The sequence below is a fragment of the Ensifer sp. LBL genome (assembly GCF_050435225.1).
Taxonomy (GTDB): domain Bacteria; phylum Pseudomonadota; class Alphaproteobacteria; order Rhizobiales; family Rhizobiaceae; genus Ensifer.
Window position 1 is genome coordinate 476,663 of sequence record NZ_JBNDJY010000004.1, and the last position, 17,403, is coordinate 494,065.

Sequence of the window (17,403 nt, forward strand, 5' to 3'; positions counted from 1 at the left end):
AATTGAAATATCACAAATAGGTGTTATCTTCTCACGGTGAGCGCGGCCAAGGCTGCGCGCGATCGGGACCGAGACGATGAAGCCGGAAGACAGGCGACAGGCGATCATGGATGTGCTGATGGAAGCCGGAACGGCCTCCGTCGAGGACCTGTCCTTGCGCTTCGGCGTCAGCAAGATGACGGTGCATCGCGATCTCGACGACCTCGAGCAGGCGGGCCTCTTGCGCAAGGTGCATGGCGGCGCCTCGATCCAGTCCAGCCCGCAATTCGAAAGCGATTTCCGTTACCGCGAGAAGATTGCGATCTCCGAAAAGCGGCGGATCGCCGAACATGCGGCGAGCCTGATCGAGCCGGGGCAGAGCATCCTCATCGACGACAGCTCGACGACGGGCGCGATCGCCGAGTGCATCCGCGACATCCGGCCGCTGACGGTCATCACCAACAATCTCGGCGTCATCACCAGCCTTTCGGGTGCGCCCGGCATCAATGTGATCGCGCTCGGCGGCCAGTACAGCAAGAAGTTCAACGGCTTCTTCGGCATCGTCACCGACGAGGCGCTCAGGTCGCTGCGTGTCGATGTCGCCTTTCTTTCGAGTTCTGCGATCGAGGGCACCACGGCCTTCCACCAAGACCAGGAGGTGGTGCAGGCCAAGCGCCTGATGGTGAAGGCGGCCAAGCGCAAATACCTGCTGGTGGACCACGACAAATTCGGGCGCTCGGCGCTCCATTTCCTGACCGGGCTTAACGCCTTCGACGCGGTGCTGACCGGTGCCGAAGTTTCGGCCGAACATGCAGCCCCGCTCGAAGAGGCGGGCATCCGGCTGGTCAGGGTCGACAATTCCAAGGAGAAAGCATGAAGAAGTCGGGCCTCTGGGTCGGAACCAGCTGGAAGATGAACAAGACGCTCGCCGAGGCGATGGTCTTTGCCGACGGCTTGGCGGCTGCCGACGCGTCGCGTGACAAGCGCATCCAACGCTTTGTCATTCCGCCGTACACGGCGGTGCGCGAGGTCAAGGCGCGTCTATCAGGCACCAGCGTCAAGGTTGGTGCGCAGAACATGCACTGGGACGATGCTGGTGCGTGGACCGGCGAGGTGTCGCCGCTGATGCTTAGAGACTGCAACCTCGACGTGGTCGAGCTCGGCCACAGCGAGCGCCGCGTGCATTTCGGCGAGACCGACCGCACCGTCGGCCTGAAGACGGCAGCCGCCGTGCGCCATGGCCTGGTGCCGCTGATCTGCATCGGCGAGACACTTTCCGAGCGCGAAGCGGGCGAGGCGGATCAGGTGCTGAAGCGCCAGGTCGAAGGCGCGCTGGCACTTCTCGAAGGCGAGGCGAAGACGGCGACGATCCTGCTTGCCTACGAGCCGGTCTGGGCGATCGGCGTCAACGGTATCCCGGCGACGGCTGATTATGCCGACGAGCGCCACAAGCGCATCGCTGAGGTGGCGGAAGCGACACTCGGCAGGCGCGTGCCGGTGCTCTACGGCGGCAGCGTCAATCCCGGCAATTGCGAAGAACTGATCACCCAGGCGCATATCGACGGCCTCTTCATCGGCCGCTCCGCCTGGGACGTGAATGGCTATCTCGACATTCTGCAGCGTGTCGCCAAGGCGATCTGAGCCCCGGCCGTTGCAGCTCAAGAAGAACGAAAGGAACAATCATGAAGATTGCAATTGGAGCCGACAGCGCCGGCAAGCCCCTGCTGGATGTCATCGCCGCCCATCTGAGCGGCCGCAGCGACGTGGAAGTCGTCGACCTCAGCCAGTCCGGCTTCTATGCGGACCTCGCGCAGAACCTGGCGCAGCAGGTTGTCGAGGGCAAGCATGACCGCGGCATCCTGTTCTGCGGCACCGGCATCGGCGTGTGCATCTCCGCCAACAAGGTGCCGGGCATCCGCGCGGCGTTGACGCACGACACCTATTCGGCCGAGCGTGCGGCAAAGTCGAACAACGCCCAGATCATCACCATGGGCGCCCGCGTCATCGGACCGGAACTGGCAAAGTCGATCGTCGACACCTGGCTCGCCTCCGAATTCGACCCGAACGGCTCTTCGGCCGGCAATGTCGAGGCGATCAACCGCCTGGATGCGGCGCGAGCCGGTTGAGGAAAAGGGCGGGCGGTTTGCTGTCTGCATCCGGTTCCCGGTTCAAGGCCTACCCTATCTCGCGATGCCGTTGATCCTCCCTCAGGCATCGTGACGACACGCCCGGCAGCGATGCCGGGCGTTTTCATGTGCGGTCTTGTGCTTCGTCTTGACGAGGCTTCTGCAAATATTTGAATATTCTTGCGGATCGTCAAATGAGGGACGCTGCCGCATGAGTGAAACCACCTCGACCGAGCCGCATCAAAGCGCGCACCACCACGTGGCGCGCATGAGCGGCCGAGACACGCATGAACATCACCGGACCGCGACGACGCTCGAACTGCTGTTCGATCTGACCTTCGTCATTGCCTTCAGCCTCGCCGCTTCGCAGCTCGCCCATTTCCTCGCCGAGGGGCACATCTTTGCCGGCCTCTTCGGTTTTGCACTCGCGACCTTTTCCATCTGCTGGGCCTGGATCAATTTCAGCTGGTTTGCCTCCGCCTATGACACGGACGACTGGATTTTCCGCGCCGTTACCATGGTGCAGATGGTCGGCGTGCTGATCCTTGCGATCGGCCTGCCGCCGATGTTCGAGTCGATCGACAAGGGCGCGCATCTCGACAATGGCATCATGGTGCTCGGCTACGTCGTCATGCGGGTGGCGATGCTCTTCCAGTGGCTGCGCGCGAGCCGCCAGGACCCGGCCCGGCGCAATGCCTGCCTCACCTATGTGAAAGCGATCAGCGTCGCCCAGATCGGCTGGGTCGTGCTGATCTTCGTCGACTTCTCGCTGCTGGTGACCTTCGCCATGGTCGTCGGGCTCACGGCGATCGAAATGCTCGGCCCCTATTTCGCCGAGACGCGGGACGGCGGCACGCCCTGGCACGCGCACCACATCGCCGAGCGCTACGGGCTTCTTGCCATCATCGCCCTTGGGGAAGGGGTCGTCGGCACGGTCGCCTCGATCTCGGCTGTGGTCGAGGGGCAGGGCTGGGACCTCAACGTCGCGCTCGTCTGCCTCGCCGGCACGGGGCTCACCTTCGGCATGTGGTGGATCTATTTCCTGCTGCCGAGTGCGGAGATCCTGCACCACTACCGTCTCAAGCGGGCCTTCGTCTGGGGCTACGGCCATATGCCGATCTTCGCATCGATCGTTGCGACCGGCGCCGGCCTGCATGTGGCGGCCTATTACATCGAGCACAAGGCGCATATCGGTTCGGTCGCAACGGTGCTGACGGTGGCGGTGCCTGTCGCGTGCTACATCGGGCTGCTCTACGCGATGTACGCCTATCTCATGCAGCAGGTGGACCGCCTGCATCTCTGGTTGCTCGCGGGCACAGCGCTGGTGCTGGCAGCGTCCGTAGTTGCGGCGATTGCCGGGCTCGACATGGCCAAGTGCCTGATCATCCTGATGCTGGCACCGGTCGTCACCATCGTCGGCTACGAGGTGGCGGGGCATCGCCACCGCATGGCGGCTCTGGGGCGCAGCCTGCACAAGGGTGATGCGGCGCATTGATTTTGCGAGTCGAAACAGCGGCTTGTCCTTTAACGCTGACGAACCGATTCAGGCGCTTCACGAATTGATTCAGGAGAGGTTGGTAGGGCGTGGCTGCCCCTCACCCTAGCCCTCTCCCCGCAGGCGGGGAGAGGGGACGAGCTCTATAGCCAGCCCGTGCTTCTCAGTCCGGGCGGGCCTCGTCCTCGATGGTGAAGGGTGAGTTTAGGCGACACGAGCGCCGCTTGCGTCCTTCTCCCCGCGTGCGGGGAGAAGGTGGCGGCAGCCGGATGAGGGGCAAGCCCTCACCGTGCGGATGAGCGGCAGCCGCCATTGCGGCGCCGTCAGGCCGGCTGATGTCGGAGCCCGCAGCCGATCAGGCGTTGACGAGCGCCAGCTTGGCGCGGGCGTCGAGGATCTGGGCGCAGGCGTTGGCCGCTTCCGTGCCCTTGGTCACGAAGTGCTCGCGGAAGAAGGCGATCAGCGGTTCGCTTTCCTGGAAATTATGCGGCGTCAGCACGGCCGAAAGCACCGGCACGTCGGTGTCGAGCTGCACGCGCATCATGCCGTCGAGCACGGTGCCGGCGACGAAATCGTGGCGGTAGATGCCGCCGTCGACGACGAAGGCGGTGCCGAGGATTGCGGCATAGCGGCCGGTCTTGGCCAGCGTCTGCGCATGCAGCGGGATTTCGAGCGCGCCCGGCACGTCGAAGATCTCGACGTCGGCGGCCGAACCGCCGAGCTTCGTCCATTGCGCGACGAAAGCATCGACTGCACGGTCGACGATATCGGCGTGCCAGCGGGCACGGACGATCGCGATCTTGGCGGTGGGGTGGGAAAGAATAGTCATAGGTCTCAAGCCTTCCAGGGTTTGGCGTTTCCAATGATCCCGTCGGGCGAACATGCATGCGCGCGGGGTCCCGTTGTGGGGCCCACGTTCCTGCTTGCTCTCTTCCATCCGGACTGTGACCGTCGGCTCCGGAATTCGACCGGATCTGCTGACCCCTGAAGCGTGAGCTTCAAGGCGCTCGCGGGCTTCGGCCTTGCGACCGCTACCGCCGGTGGGGAATTTCGCCCCGCCCTGAGAACAACGCGACTATATAGGGCGACCGCGCGCGGTCAAACGCACGGTGCGACGAAAATGCCGGAAATCACGACAGATTTTTGCTTGTGTGACGGAGCGACGGCAAATTCGTTCCCCGAAGTTGAGCCGTCTCGGCCACTGGTCGAGAGCGGATGCGCGATGATCAGCGCAGATCGTCGTCTTCGGCGGCAAGCGCGCGATTGGCCCAATGGAGCAGTGCATCCCGGTCGTCGAGACAATCCAGAGGCGCTTCGTAGAAGCGATGCACGACCACCGTCTTTCCGCCCTTCGCGTAGCTGAAGGGCTGGCACCCCTCGGCAACGAGCGCATCTTTCAGCGCCCGATCGACCCGAAAGTAAAGGCGATCCTTGATGCTGACGGCAAAGCGCTTGTCGGCGAGGAGATAGGCCCAACCGCCGAAGAAACGGTCGATCTGGACCGTCCCGATGCCGGAGAGTTCATCCTGAATATGCCGGACGAAGGCGCTGGGTTCGGCCCTGGCCATGGTCTCGATACCTCGTCGGCGGGTTCCTTGCCGCAGCAACGCCACGATGGCTTCAGGCCGGCGCCTGACGCGCCAGCCTGTGATGTTGTTTCACCCTATTCGCGAATGACCAACAAGTCCTTGGCGGCAAAGCGCAGCGTGACGTTGTCGCCGGAAACCGGCGGGGCGACGCCCGGATTGTTGAACATGTCGAAGGAGATGACGTCGCCGCCGACGCGAAGGCGCGTGCGGATGACCGAGCCGAGGAAGCTCGTCGAGACGACCTCGCCGGCTAGCGACGTGTCGCCCTTGGCACCTTCGGCGATCGAGCCTGCTTCGGGACGCAGCGCCAGCGAAATGCTGTCGCCGCCCTTCATGCCGGCGATCGGGTCCTTCAGCGCCACCTGCTGGTTGCCGATGGTGACCGAGCCTGCGGCCGGGTCCGCAACCTTGCCTTCGATGATGCTGAGCGTGCCGACGAAGGACGCGACGAAGCGGGTCGCCGGCGTGTTGTAGATCTCGAAGGGGGTGCCGATCTGGTCGGCGCGGCCGGCATTCATGACCACGATGCGATCGGAGATCGACAGCGCCTCTTCCTGGTCGTGGGTGACGAAGACGGTGGTGATGCCGAGCTGCTGCTGGATCTGCCGGATTTCCTCGCGCAGCGACACGCGGATCTTGGCGTCGAGCGCCGAGAGCGGCTCGTCGAGCAGCAGCACCTGCGGCTTGACCGCAATGGCGCGGGCAAGCGCAACGCGCTGCTGCTGGCCGCCGGAGAGCTGGTAGGGGAAGCGGTCCGCCAGGTGCTCGAGCTTGATCAGCCCGAGCATCTGCTTCACCCTCGCGTCGATCTCCGACTTGTCAGTGCCTGCGATCTTCAGACCGAAGGCGACGTTGTCATGCACGTTCATGTTGGGAAACAGCGCATAGGCCTGGAACACCATGCCGATGTTGCGCTGATTGGGCTTCAGCGAATTCTGGTCGCGGCCGTTGATGACGATCTGGCCGCTGGTCGGCGTCTCGAAGCCGGCGATCATGCGCAGCACGGTGGTCTTGCCGCAGCCCGACGGCCCGAGGAACGAGACGAACTCGCCCTTCTCGATGTTCATGTTGAAATCATGCACGACCTGAACCGGGCCGAAGGACTTCTTGATGCTGGTGAGTGACAGGAAACTCATGGGTCGGTCCTCAGGCCTTTGGGGGCGCGCTTTTCTGGAAGCGCGAAACGAGCTGGATGAGGCCGAGGCAGCCCCAGGTGATGCCGAATGCGATGACGGCGAGTGCGGCCGGCTCATAGGCGCGGTTGGCACCCAGAAGCTGCATGTACGGGCCGAAAGCCGGGCGGTTGAGCAGGGCGGCCATGGTGAACTCGCCGATGACGATGGCAAAGGTCAGGAAGGCGCCCGAAAGCACGGCGACGAGCACGTTCGGCAGGATGATCTTGGCGAGGATCGCCACCCAGCCGGCGCCAAGGCTCTGTGCCGCCTCGGTCAAGGTGGCGACATCGATGGTGCGAAGACCGGTGTCGACCGCGCGGTACATGTAGGGCAGCGCAAGCGTCGCATAGCCGAACATCAGGAGGATGTTGGTGCCGGTGAGCGAGCCCGTCAGCGGCAGCCAGCTCGAGGTGTTGTAGAGCCGGATATAGCCGAAGACGATGACGATCGCCGGGATGACCAGCGGCAGAAGCGTGATGAACTCGATGATGGGACGCAGCCGCGGCAGCTTCAGCCGCACCCAATAGGCCGTCGGCACGACGAGCAGCACGCCGAAGAGGATGGTAAAGAGCGCCTGCATTACCGAATAGGTGAACGTCTCCTGGAAACGCGGATCGGCGAAGACCTTGGCGTAGGCGTCGAAGGAATACTCGCCGCGACGCATCTTGAGCGAGAAATTGGTCATGCCGATGAGCGGCAGGGTGAAATAGAGGAGGCCGAAAACGAGGGCTCCCCAGGCCCAGATCTTCTTCATTTCAGCCACCTTTCGCTGCGGCTGCGCAGCCAGATGTAAATCGCGTTGGCGATCCCGGTGACGACGATCATGCCGAAGGCGAGCGCGTAGCCGAGATGCGGATTGCCGAGCACGTCGCCGCGGATCTGGGCGAAAAGCAGGATCGGCACGATCGACAGCGACGAGCCGGTGAGCGCGATCGCGGTCGCAACGGCGCCGAAGGCATTGGCAAACAGCAGCGCCAGCGTGCCGAGCAGCGACGGCAGCAGGATCGGGAAGGCGACCATGCGCCAGTATTGCAGGCCGGTTGCGCCGAGGATTTCTGCAGCCTCGCGCCATTCGCGCTTCAGCCCGTCGAGCGCCGGCGTGATGATCAGGATCATCAGCGGGATCTGGAAGAAGAGATAGGTGACCGTCAGCCCCCAGAAGGAGAGGAGGTTGAAGCCAAGCATCCTGAGGTCGAGACCGAAATTCGAGCGCAGGAAGACGGTGACGATGCCGACCGGGCCGAGCGTCGCGAGAAAGGCGAAGGCGAGCGGCACGCCGGCGAAATTGGAGGCGACGCCGGAAAAGGTCAAAAGCGGCCCGCGGATCCCCTTCGGCAAGCCGCCGAAGACGATGGCTGACGCCATGGCAAAACCGATCAGGCAGCCGAGAAGGGCGGAGGCGATGCTGATCTTGATGGAGATCCAGTAGGCGCCGAGGATCGACGGCGTGAACAGGCCGCGAATGTTGTCGAGCGTGAAGCCGCCATCGGGCGTCTGAAACGCGCCGACCACGATCTTCATCGTTGGCAGAAGCAGGAACAGCGTCACGAAGGCGGCAAAGGGCAGAATGCCCAGCCAGTGAAGCGGTAGGCGACGCGCCGGCGGGCTAGCGTCGGGTTTAGCAGATGACATTCCGTTCGCGCCCCTGAAGCCGCGTTATCGACGCGGGCGTTATAGATGCTTGCAAGTGAGGCGGGAGGCTGGCGCAAAACCGCCAAAACGTATCCTTATCCCGCTCCAAGAACTTGAATTTCTTACAAATAACGTATGCGCCCCGACCGGAAAACCGGTCGGGGCGACAGGACTGTGGAAAGGCTTACTGGACGTTCGCGCCGACGACGGAATCCCAGCCGCCGGTGACGGCAGCCTTGTTGGCGTCGACTTCTTCGAGCGTCGGGAAGTAGGCCTTTTCGTAAGCCGCTGCCGGCGGCAGGGCGTCGATCAGTTCCTGCGGAACCTTGCCGGCCTTGACCATGGCGTTGAAGCGGGTCGGGTGGCAGAAGCCCTTGAGCCAGCCGAGCTGACCTTCGTCGGAATAGAGGTGCTCCATCCACAGCTTGGCAGCGTTCGGGTGCGGCGCGTAGGCCGAGATGCCCTGAACGTAGACGCCGGCGAGAACGCCGCTGGCCGGAACGACGACTTCGGTCGGCGGGTTGCCGTTGAGCGTCTTTGCCCAGCCGAGAGCGTTGTAGTCCCAGGCGACGACGATCGGGGTCGAGCCCTGGGCGAGCGTGCCGGACTTGCCGATGACAGGAACGAAGTTGCCGTTCTTGTTGAGTTCGGCGAAGTAGCCGAGACCGGCTTCACCGGCTTCCTTGCCGGACTTTGCGCCCTTGGCGAGGCCAGCGGCGAGAACGCCGAGGATCGCCTGGTTCGAGGCGCGCGGGTCACCGGCAAGAGCAACCTGACCGGCATATTCCGGCTTCAGCAGATCGGTCCAGTCCTTCGGTGCGTTCTGGACGAGGTCCTTGTTCACGAGGAACGACATGACGCCGTAATAGTCGCCGTACCAGTAGCCTTCGGCGTCCTTGACGCTGTCCGGGATCTCGTCCCAGGTGGAGACCTTGTAGGGCTGCAGCAGGCCTTCGGCCTTCATCTGCGGACCGAAGGCGAGACCGACGTCGACAACGTCAGGAGCCTGCGGCCCCTTGTTGTCCTTGTTGGCCTTGACGGCTTCGACTTCGTCGGCCGAGCCAGCGTCCGGGTTCAGTTCGTTGACCTGGATTTCCGGATACTTGGCCTTGAAGGAGGCGATGACGTCGCCGTAGCCGCACCAGTCGTGGGGCAGGGCGATCGTCGTCAGCATGCCTTCCTTCTTGGCGGCTTCGATGAGCTCGGCGCTCGGCTCGGCAGCGGCGATTGCGGTCGTCGCCAGGAAAATGGCGGTGGAGAGCGAAAGCAGGCGTTGGGTTTTTGAAATCACTGGTGTTCTCCTTATGGGTTTAGTCAAATTCGTGGGGTTTCAGTCGATTTCGGCGAAGCTGTTAAAGAGATGCGATGAAAGTAATGTGACAGGGGTTTATCCGTTCGCGCCGCGTATGTCGTTGTAAGAACATTTCTTTTTTGGCTTCGGCGGGCCACTGTCGCATAACTGCATGAAATCCTGTGAACGTGTCGGCGAATTCTCCTAGACCGGTTTGCGAAAGATGCGGGTGGAATCGAACAGACCCTCGAGCGTTTTCATCCGGTCCCGGGTCTCGTCCCAGTTCGAACTCTGTACGGCCTCGATCAAAGCCTCGATCAAGAACAGGATGACGACGGAGCTGTCCCAGGCGGACGGCACTTCGATCTGCGAGCGAAACACCCTGGAGGCGGACTTGGCGACCGGCGAACTCCAGCGATCGGTAAAAAGGATGATCTCGACGCCGCGCTCGCGGGCGGATTTGGCGAGCGTCACCATTTCCTGCTCGTAGCGGCGAATGTCGAAGAGAATCAGCACGTCGCCCTGGCGCATGTCGAGCACGTAGTGCGGCCAGGCGCTGGCATTGGAGGCGATCTCGATGACACCCGGGCGGATGACCTGAAGGTGGGTGAAGAGATAGTCGGCGAGCGAGCGGGTGATGCGGCCGCCAAGCAGGTAGATGCTGCGCTTGCGGTCGGCGATGAGGGCTGCTGCCGCGTCGAATTCCTGCGGCTCGATCTGGGTCAGCGTCTCGCGCAGATTGCTGGTGATCGCGTCGGCAAAGCGGTTGAGCGTGTGGGTGCCGGGCGCATTGGCGGCCCAGCGGTCGTGCTTGGCGATCGGATTGGAAATCGTCGCTTCCAGTTCCTGATGCAGCCGCGCCTGGAAATCCGGGAAACCGCGGAAGCCAAGCTTCTGCACCATGCGGGCAACCGTCGGGGTCGAAACGCCGGCGTTCTCGGCAACCGTGGTGATCGAACCGAGTCCCGAAACGGGATAATTGTCGAGAAGCGTCTCCGCCAATTGCTTCTCCGCGCGGGTCAGCACGGTGAAGTGGGCGTTGATCACATCCGACACGGTGGTGGACGTCGCCTTGCTGCTCAAATTGTCTCCCCTGAACCGATCTTAAGCCGGTTTGTGACAGATTAAACATCGCTGTCACAATTGGAGTCAATCGCAATTTTGAAGAGATCGTTTCAGATTTTGATTGACATGCGTCATCCTCTGAAGAATTCTTTTCATTAACGAACGTCTAACGGGGCAAGAGGGGATGCCGGTGTTGACGCGACTTTTGACCGAAGCAGATGGCGATCCGGTTGCGATCGAAAACGCCGCAGGCAAAGGCGATATTGTGCTCGTCTGTGAGCATGCCTCGCGCCTGGTTCCCGAACGGCTGGGCACACTCGGCCTCAGCGAGCAGGCGCTCGAAAGCCATATCGCCTGGGACCCTGGCGCGCTTGCGGTCGCCAAGCTGCTTGCGGCAAAGCTCGACGCGTCTTTGATCTATCAACGCTTCTCCCGCCTTGCCTATGACTGCAACCGCCCGCCGGAAGCGGACGCGGCGATGCCTGCCGTCAGCGAGGTCTACGAGATACCGGGAAATCGGACGATGTCGGCCGACGAACGCCAGGCGCGGGTCGACGAGATCTATCGGCCGTTCCACGATGCGGTCGCGCGGTTCGTTTCCGATCGCAAGGCCGCGGGACGCCCGCCTGTTCTTGTGACCATGCACAGTTTCACGCCCGTTTATTTCGGCAAGCCGCGCGCCGTCGAAGTGGGCGTTCTGCACGATGCCGACAGCCGGCTCGCCGACCACATGCTTGCGACCGCCACGAAAGGGCAGGTCGCCTACGATATCCGTCGCAACGAGCCCTATGGCCCGGCCGATGGCGTTACCCATAGCCTGATCGAATACGGCGTCCTGAACGGATTGCCGAATGTGATGATCGAGATCCGCAACGATCTCATTCGCAATGACATCGGCCAAAGGGTCATGGCCGATTACCTGGAAGGGCTGCTGCGCAAGGGCTCGGCGGCACTTTCGGCACAATAAAAGACCCTGGGGAGCGGCGTTGCCGCGGTCCTGTTCCGGCCAGCCGGGGCAGGTGGTTGATGGGACCCTGCCGCAATGGGGCGGTGTGGTCTGAAGAAATCAGGGGAAGAAAAATGCAAGACTACAGTGATTCAGACCAAAAGCAGGACATGAGTGTCTTGCACTCGATGGGCTACGCCCAGGAGCTCGAGCGGCGCATGAGCCAGTTCTCGAACTTCGCGGTGTCGTTCTCGATCATCTGCATTCTTTCGGGCGGCATCAACTCGCTCGCCCAGGCGACCGCAGGCGCGGGGGGCGCCGCGATCGGCATCGGCTGGCCGCTCGGCTGCTTCATTTCCTTCGTTTTTGCCGTTGCCATGGCACAGATCAGCTCGGCCTACCCGACGGCTGGCGGCCTCTATCACTGGGGCTCGATCCTCGGAAACCGGTTTACCGGCTGGCTGACCGCCTGGTTCAACCTGCTCGGCCTCGTCACCGTTCTCGGCGCGATCAACGTCGGCACCTACTACTTCTTCATGGGCACCTTCGGCACGCCGTACTTCGGGCTTGCGGATACGACGCTGACGCGCATCGTCTTCCTTGCCATCATCACCGGCGGGCAGGCACTGGTGAACCACATGGGCATCGGGCTGACAGCCAAGCTCACGGACTTCTCGGGCTACCTGATCTTTGCAACCGCGATCCTGCTTGCGGTCGTCTGCCTGGCCGCAGCCGACAGCTACGATATCGCCCGTCTCTTCACCTTCTCCAACTATTCCGGTGAAGCGGGCGGCAATGTCTGGCCGGAAACCTCGGGCACCTGGGTGTTCCTGCTCGGCCTGCTGCTGCCGATCTACACGATCACCGGCTACGATGCCTCGGCGCATACGTCCGAAGAAACCGTCAAGGCCGCCCATTCGGTGCCGCGCGGCATGGTCTCGTCGGTGCTCTGGTCGGCGCTCTTCGGCTACATCATGCTGTGCTCGTTCGTACTCATGATCCCGAACATGGACGACGCCGCCAAGCAGGGCTGGAACGTCTTCTTCTGGGCGATGGAAGCGCAGGTCCACCCGATCATCAAGGACATCCTCTACCTCGCCATCCTCGTCAGCCAGTGGCTGTGCGGCCTGGCAACGGTGACCTCGGTGTCGCGCATGATCTTTGCGTTTTCGCGTGACGGCGGCCTGCCGGCCTCCAAGGCGCTCGCCAAGGTCAGCCCGACCTACCGCACGCCGGTCGCGGCGATCTGGGTCGGTTCGATCCTCGCAGTCCTCTTCGTCTGGGGCTCCTCGCTCGTCTCGATCGGCGAAACCCCGGTCTACACGATCGTCGTCTCGTGCACCGTCATCTTCCTGTTCTTCTCCTTCGCGATCCCGATCACGCTCGGCCTCTTCGCCTGGGGAACCTCGAAGTGGGACAAGATGGGCCCGTGGAACCTCGGCGAAAGCATGTTCAAGCTGTTCGCGGTGCTGTCGATCATCGCCATGGTGCTGATCTTCATCCTCGGCGTTCAGCCGCCGAACGACTGGGCGCTCTACATCACCGTGGGCTTCCTGGTGCTGACGGCGCTGATCTGGTTCGGCCTTGAAAGCCGCCGCTTCCGTGGCCCGCCGATCGGCGACGAAGTGGCACGCCGCCAGGCCGAGATCGCCGCCGCCGAAAAGGCTGTCGGCCAGGTCTAAGCGACAACAACAAGGCGGGAGCGCGACCGCGACTTCCGCCTTTTCTTTTGCCGGAACCTTTCCGGTTGGTTGAACGGATCACGTTCACGCGGCCCAAAAATATCGTCACCAAGGGAACGGCCGCGTGACCAAACATGGGATGGAAGTTGATGAGCTATACGTTTGACGAGTTGAAGGAAGACGTCGCCGCCGGCCGCATCGATACGGTGCTCGCCTGCCAGGTCGACATGCAGGGCCGGCTGATGGGCAAGCGCTTCCATGCGCAGTTCTTCGTCGATGGCGCCTGGAAGGAAACGCATAGCTGCAACTACTTGCTTGCGACCGACATGGAGATGGAGACCGTTCCCGGCTACAAGGCGACAAGCTGGGAAAAGGGCTATGGCGACTATACGATGAAGCCGGACCTTTCGACGCTTCGCCGCATTCCCTGGCTCGAAGGCACGGCGCTGGTGCTCTGCGACATGCTCGACCACCATACCCATGAGGAAGTGCCGCATTCGCCGCGCGCGATCCTGAAGAAGCAGGTGGCGCGGCTCGAGAAGATGGGCCTCAAGGCCTATATGGCGAGTGAGCTCGAGTTCTTCCTGTTCGACCAGTCCTATGACGATGCCCGCCAGTCCGGCTATCGCGACCTGCAGCTCGTCAGCGGCTACAATGAGGACTACCACATCTTCCAGACGACCAAGGAAGAGGACGTGATGCGGGCGATCCGCAACGGCCTGCAGGGCGCCGATATCCCGGTCGAGAATTCCAAGGGCGAGGCCTCGGCCGGCCAGGAAGAAATCAACGTGCGCTACGCCGACGCGCTGACGATGGCCGACCGGCATGCGATCATCAAGAACGGCTGCAAGGAAATCGCCTGGTCGCGCGGCAAGGCGATCACCTTCCTTGCCAAGTGGAACTACCAGGCCGCCGGCTCCTCCTCGCATATCCACCAGTCGCTCTGGAGCGCCGACGGCAAGACCTCGAAATTCTACGACGAGAGCGGCAAATACGGCATGTCGGAGACGATGCGCCACTATGTGGCCGGTCTTCTCACCCATGCAAGCGAGATCACCTATTTCCTCGCGCCCTACATCAACTCTTACAAGCGTTTCATGGCCGGCACCTTTGCGCCGACCAAGGCGGTCTGGAGCAAGGACAACCGCACGGCCGGGTATCGCCTGTGCGGCGAGGAGACCAAGGCGATCCGCATCGAATGCCGCGTCGGCGGCTCCGATCTCAATCCCTATCTCGCCTTTGCCGCTTTGATCGCGGCCGGCATTTCCGGTATCGAGAACAAGATGGAATTGGAGGCGCCCTTCGTCGGCGACGCCTATGGCGGCAAGGATGTGCGCGAGATCCCGCGCACGCTGCGTGACGCGACGGCGGCGCTGACGGAATCGAAGATGCTGCGCGCCGCCTTTGGCGACGAGGTCATCGAGCACTATGCGCGGGCGGGGCGCTGGGAGCAGGAAGAATACGACCGCCGCGTCACCGACTGGGAGGTCGCGCGCGGTTTTGAAAGAGCGTAAGCAGGGCACGGCGCTTGCCTCCCTCCTCGGGTTTAACCCGAGGACTAACCCTCTCCCCGCATGCGGGGAGAGGGGACTTGGCCTGCGAATAGGGCTTGGCTGGGAGAAACAGTGCGGCATATTTCCTTCGCCCCGCTTGCGGGGAGAAGGTGGCCGGCAGGCCGGATGAGGGGCTGCCTCAGCAATTCGAATGGAACAAACAGGAAGACGATCATGAGCATGATCAAGTGCATTTCGCCGGTGAACGGCGAAGTCTACGCGGAACGCCCGGCGATGCCGCTGGACATGGCAAAGCAGGTGGTGTCCCGCGCCCGCCAGGCGCAGAAGGCCTGGGCGCGCCGTCCGCTCGACGAGCGCGTCAATCTGGTGCTGGCCGGTGTCGCCCGCCTCAACGAGATGGTCGAGGAGGTGGTGCCGGAGCTTGCCTGGCAGATGGGCCGGCCGGTGCGCTATGGCGGCGAGTTCAAGGGCTTCAACGAGCGCTCGAACTATGTCGCGACGATCGCAGCCGATGCGCTGAAGCCGTTGGTGATCGAAGAGAGCGACCGCTTCGAGCGCCGCATCGCCCGCGAGCCGCACGGCGTCGTCTTCGTCGTCGCGCCCTGGAACTACCCCTACATGACCGCGATCAATACGGTCGCACCGGCGCTGATGGCCGGCAACACGGTGATCATCAAGCATGCGAGCCAGACGATCCTCGTCGGCGAGCGCATGGTGCGCGCCTTCGTCGAAGCGGGTGTTCCGGCCGACGTCTTCCAGAACATCTTCCTCGACCACGAGACGACGGCAGCGCTGATCGCGGGCAAGAGCTTCGACTTCGTCAACTTCACCGGTTCGGTCGAAGGCGGGCGCTCGATCGAGCGGGCAGCGGCCGGCACGTTTACCGGCCTTGGCCTCGAGCTCGGCGGCAAGGATCCGGGCTACGTCATGGAAGATGCGGATCTCGACGCGGCCGTCGACACGCTGATGGACGGCGCCACCTACAATTCCGGCCAGTGCTGCTGCGGCATCGAGCGCATCTATGTGCACGAAAAGCTTTATGACGCCTTCGTCGAGAAGTCGGTCGCCTGGGTTTCCAACTACAAGCTCGGCAACCCGCTCGATCCGGAAACGACGCTCGGGCCGATGGCCAACAAGCGTTTCGCCGCGACCGTGCGCGAGCAGATCGCCGACGCGATCTCCAAGGGTGCCAAGGCGCTGGTCGATCCGAAGCTGTTCCCTGCTGATGACGGCGGCGCCTATCTCGCGCCGCAGATCCTTGTGAATGTCGACCATTCCATGGCCTTCATGCGCGAAGAGACTTTTGGTCCGGCGGTCGGCATCATGAAAGTGAAGAGCGACAGCCAGGCGATCGAGCTGATGAACGACAGCCAGTATGGCCTGACCGCATCGCTCTGGACCAAAGATGCCGAGCGCGCCGCGCGCATCGGTGCGGACATCGAGACCGGCACGGTCTTCATGAACCGCGCCGACTATCTCGACCCGGCGCTCTGCTGGACCGGCGTCAAGGAAACCGGCCGTGGCGGCTCGCTCTCGGTCATCGGCTTCCAGAACCTTACCCGTCCGAAATCCTACCATCTGAAGAAAGTCACCGCATGACCATCACCGCCAACTGGAGCTATCCGACGTCCATCAAGTTCGGGGCCGGCCGGATCAAGGAGCTTGCCGACCATTGCAAGGCGGTGGGCATGAAGAAGCCGCTGCTGATCACCGACCGGGGCCTCGCGCCGATGGCGATCACGCAGAACGCACTCGACATTCTCGAGTCTGCCGGCCTCGGCCGGGCGATCTTTGCGGATGTCGATCCGAACCCGAACGACGTCAACCTTGCAGCCGGCGTGAAGGCCTTCAAGGACGGCGGCCATGATGGCGTCGTCGCCTTCGGCGGCGGCTCGGGCCTCGATCTCGGCAAGTGCGTCGCCTTCATGGCCGGGCAGAGCCGCCCGGTCTGGGACTTCGAGGACATCGGCGACTGGTGGACGCGCGCGAGCGTCGAAGGCATTGCGCCGATTATCGCGGTGCCGACGACCGCCGGCACCGGCTCGGAAGTCGGCCGCGCCAGCGTCATCACCAATTCGGCAAGCCACGTGAAGAAGGTGATCTTCCATCCGAAGTTCTTGCCGGCAGTCACGATCTGCGATCCGGAACTGACGGTTGGTATGCCCAAGGTGATCACCGCCGGCACCGGCATGGACGCCTTTGCCCATTGCCTGGAAGCCTATTCCTCGCCCTTCTACCACCCGATGTCGGCCGGCATCGCGCTCGAAGGCATGCGGCTGGTGAAGGAGTATCTGCCGCGCGCCTACAAGGACGGTACCGACATCGAGGCCCGCGCCAACATGATGAGTGCGGCGGCCATGGGCGCCGTCGCCTTCCAGAAGGGCCTTGGCGCCATTCACTCGCTGTCGCATCCTGTTGGAGCGATCTACAACACCCACCACGGCATGACCAATGCGGTCGTGATGCCGCCGGTGCTGCGCTTCAATCGCCCGGCGATCGAGGACAGAATAGTGCGCGCTGCCGCCTATCTCGGCATTTCCGGCGGCTTCGACGGCTTCTACGACTACGTGCTGAAGCTGCGCGAGGAACTCGGCGTTCCGGACAAGCTGTCGGCCCTCGGCGTCGGCACCGACCGGATCGACGAGATGTCGGAAATGGCGATCGTCGATCCGACGGCTGGCGGCAACCCGGTCGAGCTCACGCTCGACGCGGCGAAGACGCTCTTCCGCGAGTGCATCTGAACGATTTCCGACGCCTTTGCCGCCTGGCGAAGGCGTCGGCCGCCCGGTTTAGTTAACCCAAAATACCACTTGCCATTGCGGTCGATCTGTCACCTAATCGTCATCGAACTGTCACGTTTCGGGCCCGTGGAGCCTTTTCTTTACGCTTTGTTTACCGCGGTCTGGAAC

At 62.9% G+C, this 17,403-nt stretch carries 16 protein-coding genes and 1 riboswitch; of the genes, 9 read left to right on the forward strand and 7 right to left on the reverse strand.

From position 1 onward, the window contains the following. The first annotated feature begins 76 nt into the window (after positions 1 to 76). From OKW20_RS18175 to OKW20_RS18190, 4 genes are all read left to right on the forward strand, one after another. Complete coding sequence (locus OKW20_RS18175) at positions 77 to 856, forward strand: DeoR/GlpR family DNA-binding transcription regulator (RefSeq protein WP_429173987.1); 780 nt, start codon at positions 77 to 79, stop codon at positions 854 to 856. Continuing rightward, positions 853 to 1,620: a triose-phosphate isomerase gene (locus tag OKW20_RS18180; RefSeq protein ID WP_429173989.1), complete on the forward strand. Its 768-nt coding sequence runs from the start codon at positions 853 to 855 to the stop codon at positions 1,618 to 1,620. The genes OKW20_RS18175 and OKW20_RS18180 overlap by 4 nt, the downstream gene beginning before the upstream one ends. Positions 1,621 to 1,661: 41 nt before the next feature. Next, on the forward strand, positions 1,662 to 2,105 hold the full coding sequence (locus OKW20_RS18185; protein WP_043615766.1) for an RpiB/LacA/LacB family sugar-phosphate isomerase: 444 nt from the start codon (positions 1,662 to 1,664) through the stop codon (positions 2,103 to 2,105). Positions 2,106 to 2,316: 211 nt separating this feature from the next. Further along, positions 2,317 to 3,600, forward strand: coding sequence for a low temperature requirement protein A (locus tag OKW20_RS18190; protein ID WP_429173990.1), 1,284 nt, complete (start codon positions 2,317 to 2,319; stop codon positions 3,598 to 3,600). Between the two features lie 355 nt (positions 3,601 to 3,955). On the opposite strand, the gene OKW20_RS18195 is transcribed toward OKW20_RS18190, so the two are convergent. From OKW20_RS18195 to OKW20_RS18225, 7 genes are all read right to left on the reverse strand, one after another. Beyond that, complete coding sequence (locus tag OKW20_RS18195) at positions 3,956 to 4,429, reverse strand: 6,7-dimethyl-8-ribityllumazine synthase (protein WP_429173992.1); 474 nt, start codon at positions 4,427 to 4,429, stop codon at positions 3,956 to 3,958. Positions 4,430 to 4,521: 92 nt separating this feature from the next. Continuing rightward, a riboswitch (FMN riboswitch) is annotated at positions 4,522 to 4,672 on the reverse strand. 154 nt (positions 4,673 to 4,826) lie between these two features. Next, positions 4,827 to 5,168, reverse strand: a complete 342-nt coding sequence (locus OKW20_RS18200) for a TfoX/Sxy family protein (RefSeq protein WP_429173994.1) — start codon at positions 5,166 to 5,168, stop codon at positions 4,827 to 4,829. 95 nt (positions 5,169 to 5,263) lie between these two features. Continuing rightward, entirely contained in the window at positions 5,264 to 6,325 is a 1,062-nt protein-coding gene (locus tag OKW20_RS18205) for an ABC transporter ATP-binding protein (protein WP_043615778.1), read from the reverse strand. Positions 6,326 to 6,335: 10 nt separating this feature from the next. Beyond that, entirely contained in the window at positions 6,336 to 7,118 is a 783-nt protein-coding gene (locus OKW20_RS18210) for an ABC transporter permease (RefSeq protein WP_429173996.1), read from the reverse strand. Next, positions 7,115 to 7,996, reverse strand: a complete 882-nt coding sequence (locus OKW20_RS18215; RefSeq protein ID WP_192446781.1) for an ABC transporter permease — start codon at positions 7,994 to 7,996, stop codon at positions 7,115 to 7,117. The genes OKW20_RS18210 and OKW20_RS18215 overlap by 4 nt, the downstream gene beginning before the upstream one ends. A gap of 184 nt (positions 7,997 to 8,180) precedes the next feature. Continuing rightward, a complete protein-coding gene (locus tag OKW20_RS18220) occupies positions 8,181 to 9,287 on the reverse strand; it encodes an ABC transporter substrate-binding protein (protein WP_429113191.1) in 1,107 nt (368 codons plus the stop codon). 204 nt (positions 9,288 to 9,491) lie between these two features. Beyond that, entirely contained in the window at positions 9,492 to 10,370 is an 879-nt protein-coding gene (locus tag OKW20_RS18225; protein ID WP_043615788.1) for a MurR/RpiR family transcriptional regulator, read from the reverse strand. Between the two features lie 175 nt (positions 10,371 to 10,545). On the opposite strand from OKW20_RS18225, the gene OKW20_RS18230 reads away from it, so the two are divergent. The 5 genes from OKW20_RS18230 to OKW20_RS18250 all read left to right on the forward strand — a co-directional run bounded on the left by OKW20_RS18230 (position 10,546) and on the right by OKW20_RS18250 (position 17,235). Continuing rightward, the gene (locus OKW20_RS18230; protein WP_429173998.1) at positions 10,546 to 11,319 is read left to right on the forward strand and encodes an N-formylglutamate amidohydrolase; all 774 of its coding nucleotides are present in this window, start codon (positions 10,546 to 10,548) and stop codon (positions 11,317 to 11,319) included. Positions 11,320 to 11,432: 113 nt separating this feature from the next. After that, a complete protein-coding gene (locus tag OKW20_RS18235) occupies positions 11,433 to 12,980 on the forward strand; it encodes an amino acid permease (RefSeq protein WP_429113194.1) in 1,548 nt (515 codons plus the stop codon). Positions 12,981 to 13,129: 149 nt separating this feature from the next. Next, positions 13,130 to 14,494: a glutamine synthetase family protein gene (locus OKW20_RS18240; RefSeq protein ID WP_429174000.1), complete on the forward strand. Its 1,365-nt coding sequence runs from the start codon at positions 13,130 to 13,132 to the stop codon at positions 14,492 to 14,494. A gap of 213 nt (positions 14,495 to 14,707) precedes the next feature. Further along, positions 14,708 to 16,093, forward strand: a complete 1,386-nt coding sequence (locus tag OKW20_RS18245) for an aldehyde dehydrogenase family protein (protein ID WP_429174002.1) — start codon at positions 14,708 to 14,710, stop codon at positions 16,091 to 16,093. After that, a complete protein-coding gene (locus OKW20_RS18250) occupies positions 16,090 to 17,235 on the forward strand; it encodes an iron-containing alcohol dehydrogenase (RefSeq protein WP_429174003.1) in 1,146 nt (381 codons plus the stop codon). The genes OKW20_RS18245 and OKW20_RS18250 overlap by 4 nt, the downstream gene beginning before the upstream one ends. Positions 17,236 to 17,403 lie beyond the last annotated feature (168 nt).

What these genes read in the sequence shown, in the direction of transcription:
- OKW20_RS18205 (WP_043615778.1), bottom strand. Translation starts at nt 6,325, where the DNA reads ATGAGTTTCCTGTCACTCACCAGCATCAAGAAGTCCTTCGGCCCGGTT.
- OKW20_RS18245 (WP_429174002.1), top strand. Translation starts at nt 14,708, where the DNA reads ATGAGCATGATCAAGTGCATTTCGCCGGTGAACGGCGAAGTCTACGCG.
- OKW20_RS18180 (WP_429173989.1), top strand. Translation starts at nt 853, where the DNA reads ATGAAGAAGTCGGGCCTCTGGGTCGGAACCAGCTGGAAGATGAACAAG.
- OKW20_RS18240 (WP_429174000.1), top strand. Translation starts at nt 13,130, where the DNA reads ATGAGCTATACGTTTGACGAGTTGAAGGAAGACGTCGCCGCCGGCCGC.
- OKW20_RS18235 (WP_429113194.1), top strand. Translation starts at nt 11,433, where the DNA reads ATGCAAGACTACAGTGATTCAGACCAAAAGCAGGACATGAGTGTCTTG.
- OKW20_RS18175 (WP_429173987.1), top strand. Translation starts at nt 77, where the DNA reads ATGAAGCCGGAAGACAGGCGACAGGCGATCATGGATGTGCTGATGGAA.
- OKW20_RS18200 (WP_429173994.1), bottom strand. Translation starts at nt 5,168, where the DNA reads ATGGCCAGGGCCGAACCCAGCGCCTTCGTCCGGCATATTCAGGATGAA.
- OKW20_RS18185 (WP_043615766.1), top strand. Translation starts at nt 1,662, where the DNA reads ATGAAGATTGCAATTGGAGCCGACAGCGCCGGCAAGCCCCTGCTGGAT.
- OKW20_RS18190 (WP_429173990.1), top strand. Translation starts at nt 2,317, where the DNA reads ATGAGTGAAACCACCTCGACCGAGCCGCATCAAAGCGCGCACCACCAC.
- OKW20_RS18210 (WP_429173996.1), bottom strand. Translation starts at nt 7,118, where the DNA reads ATGAAGAAGATCTGGGCCTGGGGAGCCCTCGTTTTCGGCCTCCTCTAT.
- OKW20_RS18250 (WP_429174003.1), top strand. Translation starts at nt 16,090, where the DNA reads ATGACCATCACCGCCAACTGGAGCTATCCGACGTCCATCAAGTTCGGG.
- OKW20_RS18195 (WP_429173992.1), bottom strand. Translation starts at nt 4,429, where the DNA reads ATGACTATTCTTTCCCACCCCACCGCCAAGATCGCGATCGTCCGTGCC.
- OKW20_RS18215 (WP_192446781.1), bottom strand. Translation starts at nt 7,996, where the DNA reads ATGTCATCTGCTAAACCCGACGCTAGCCCGCCGGCGCGTCGCCTACCG.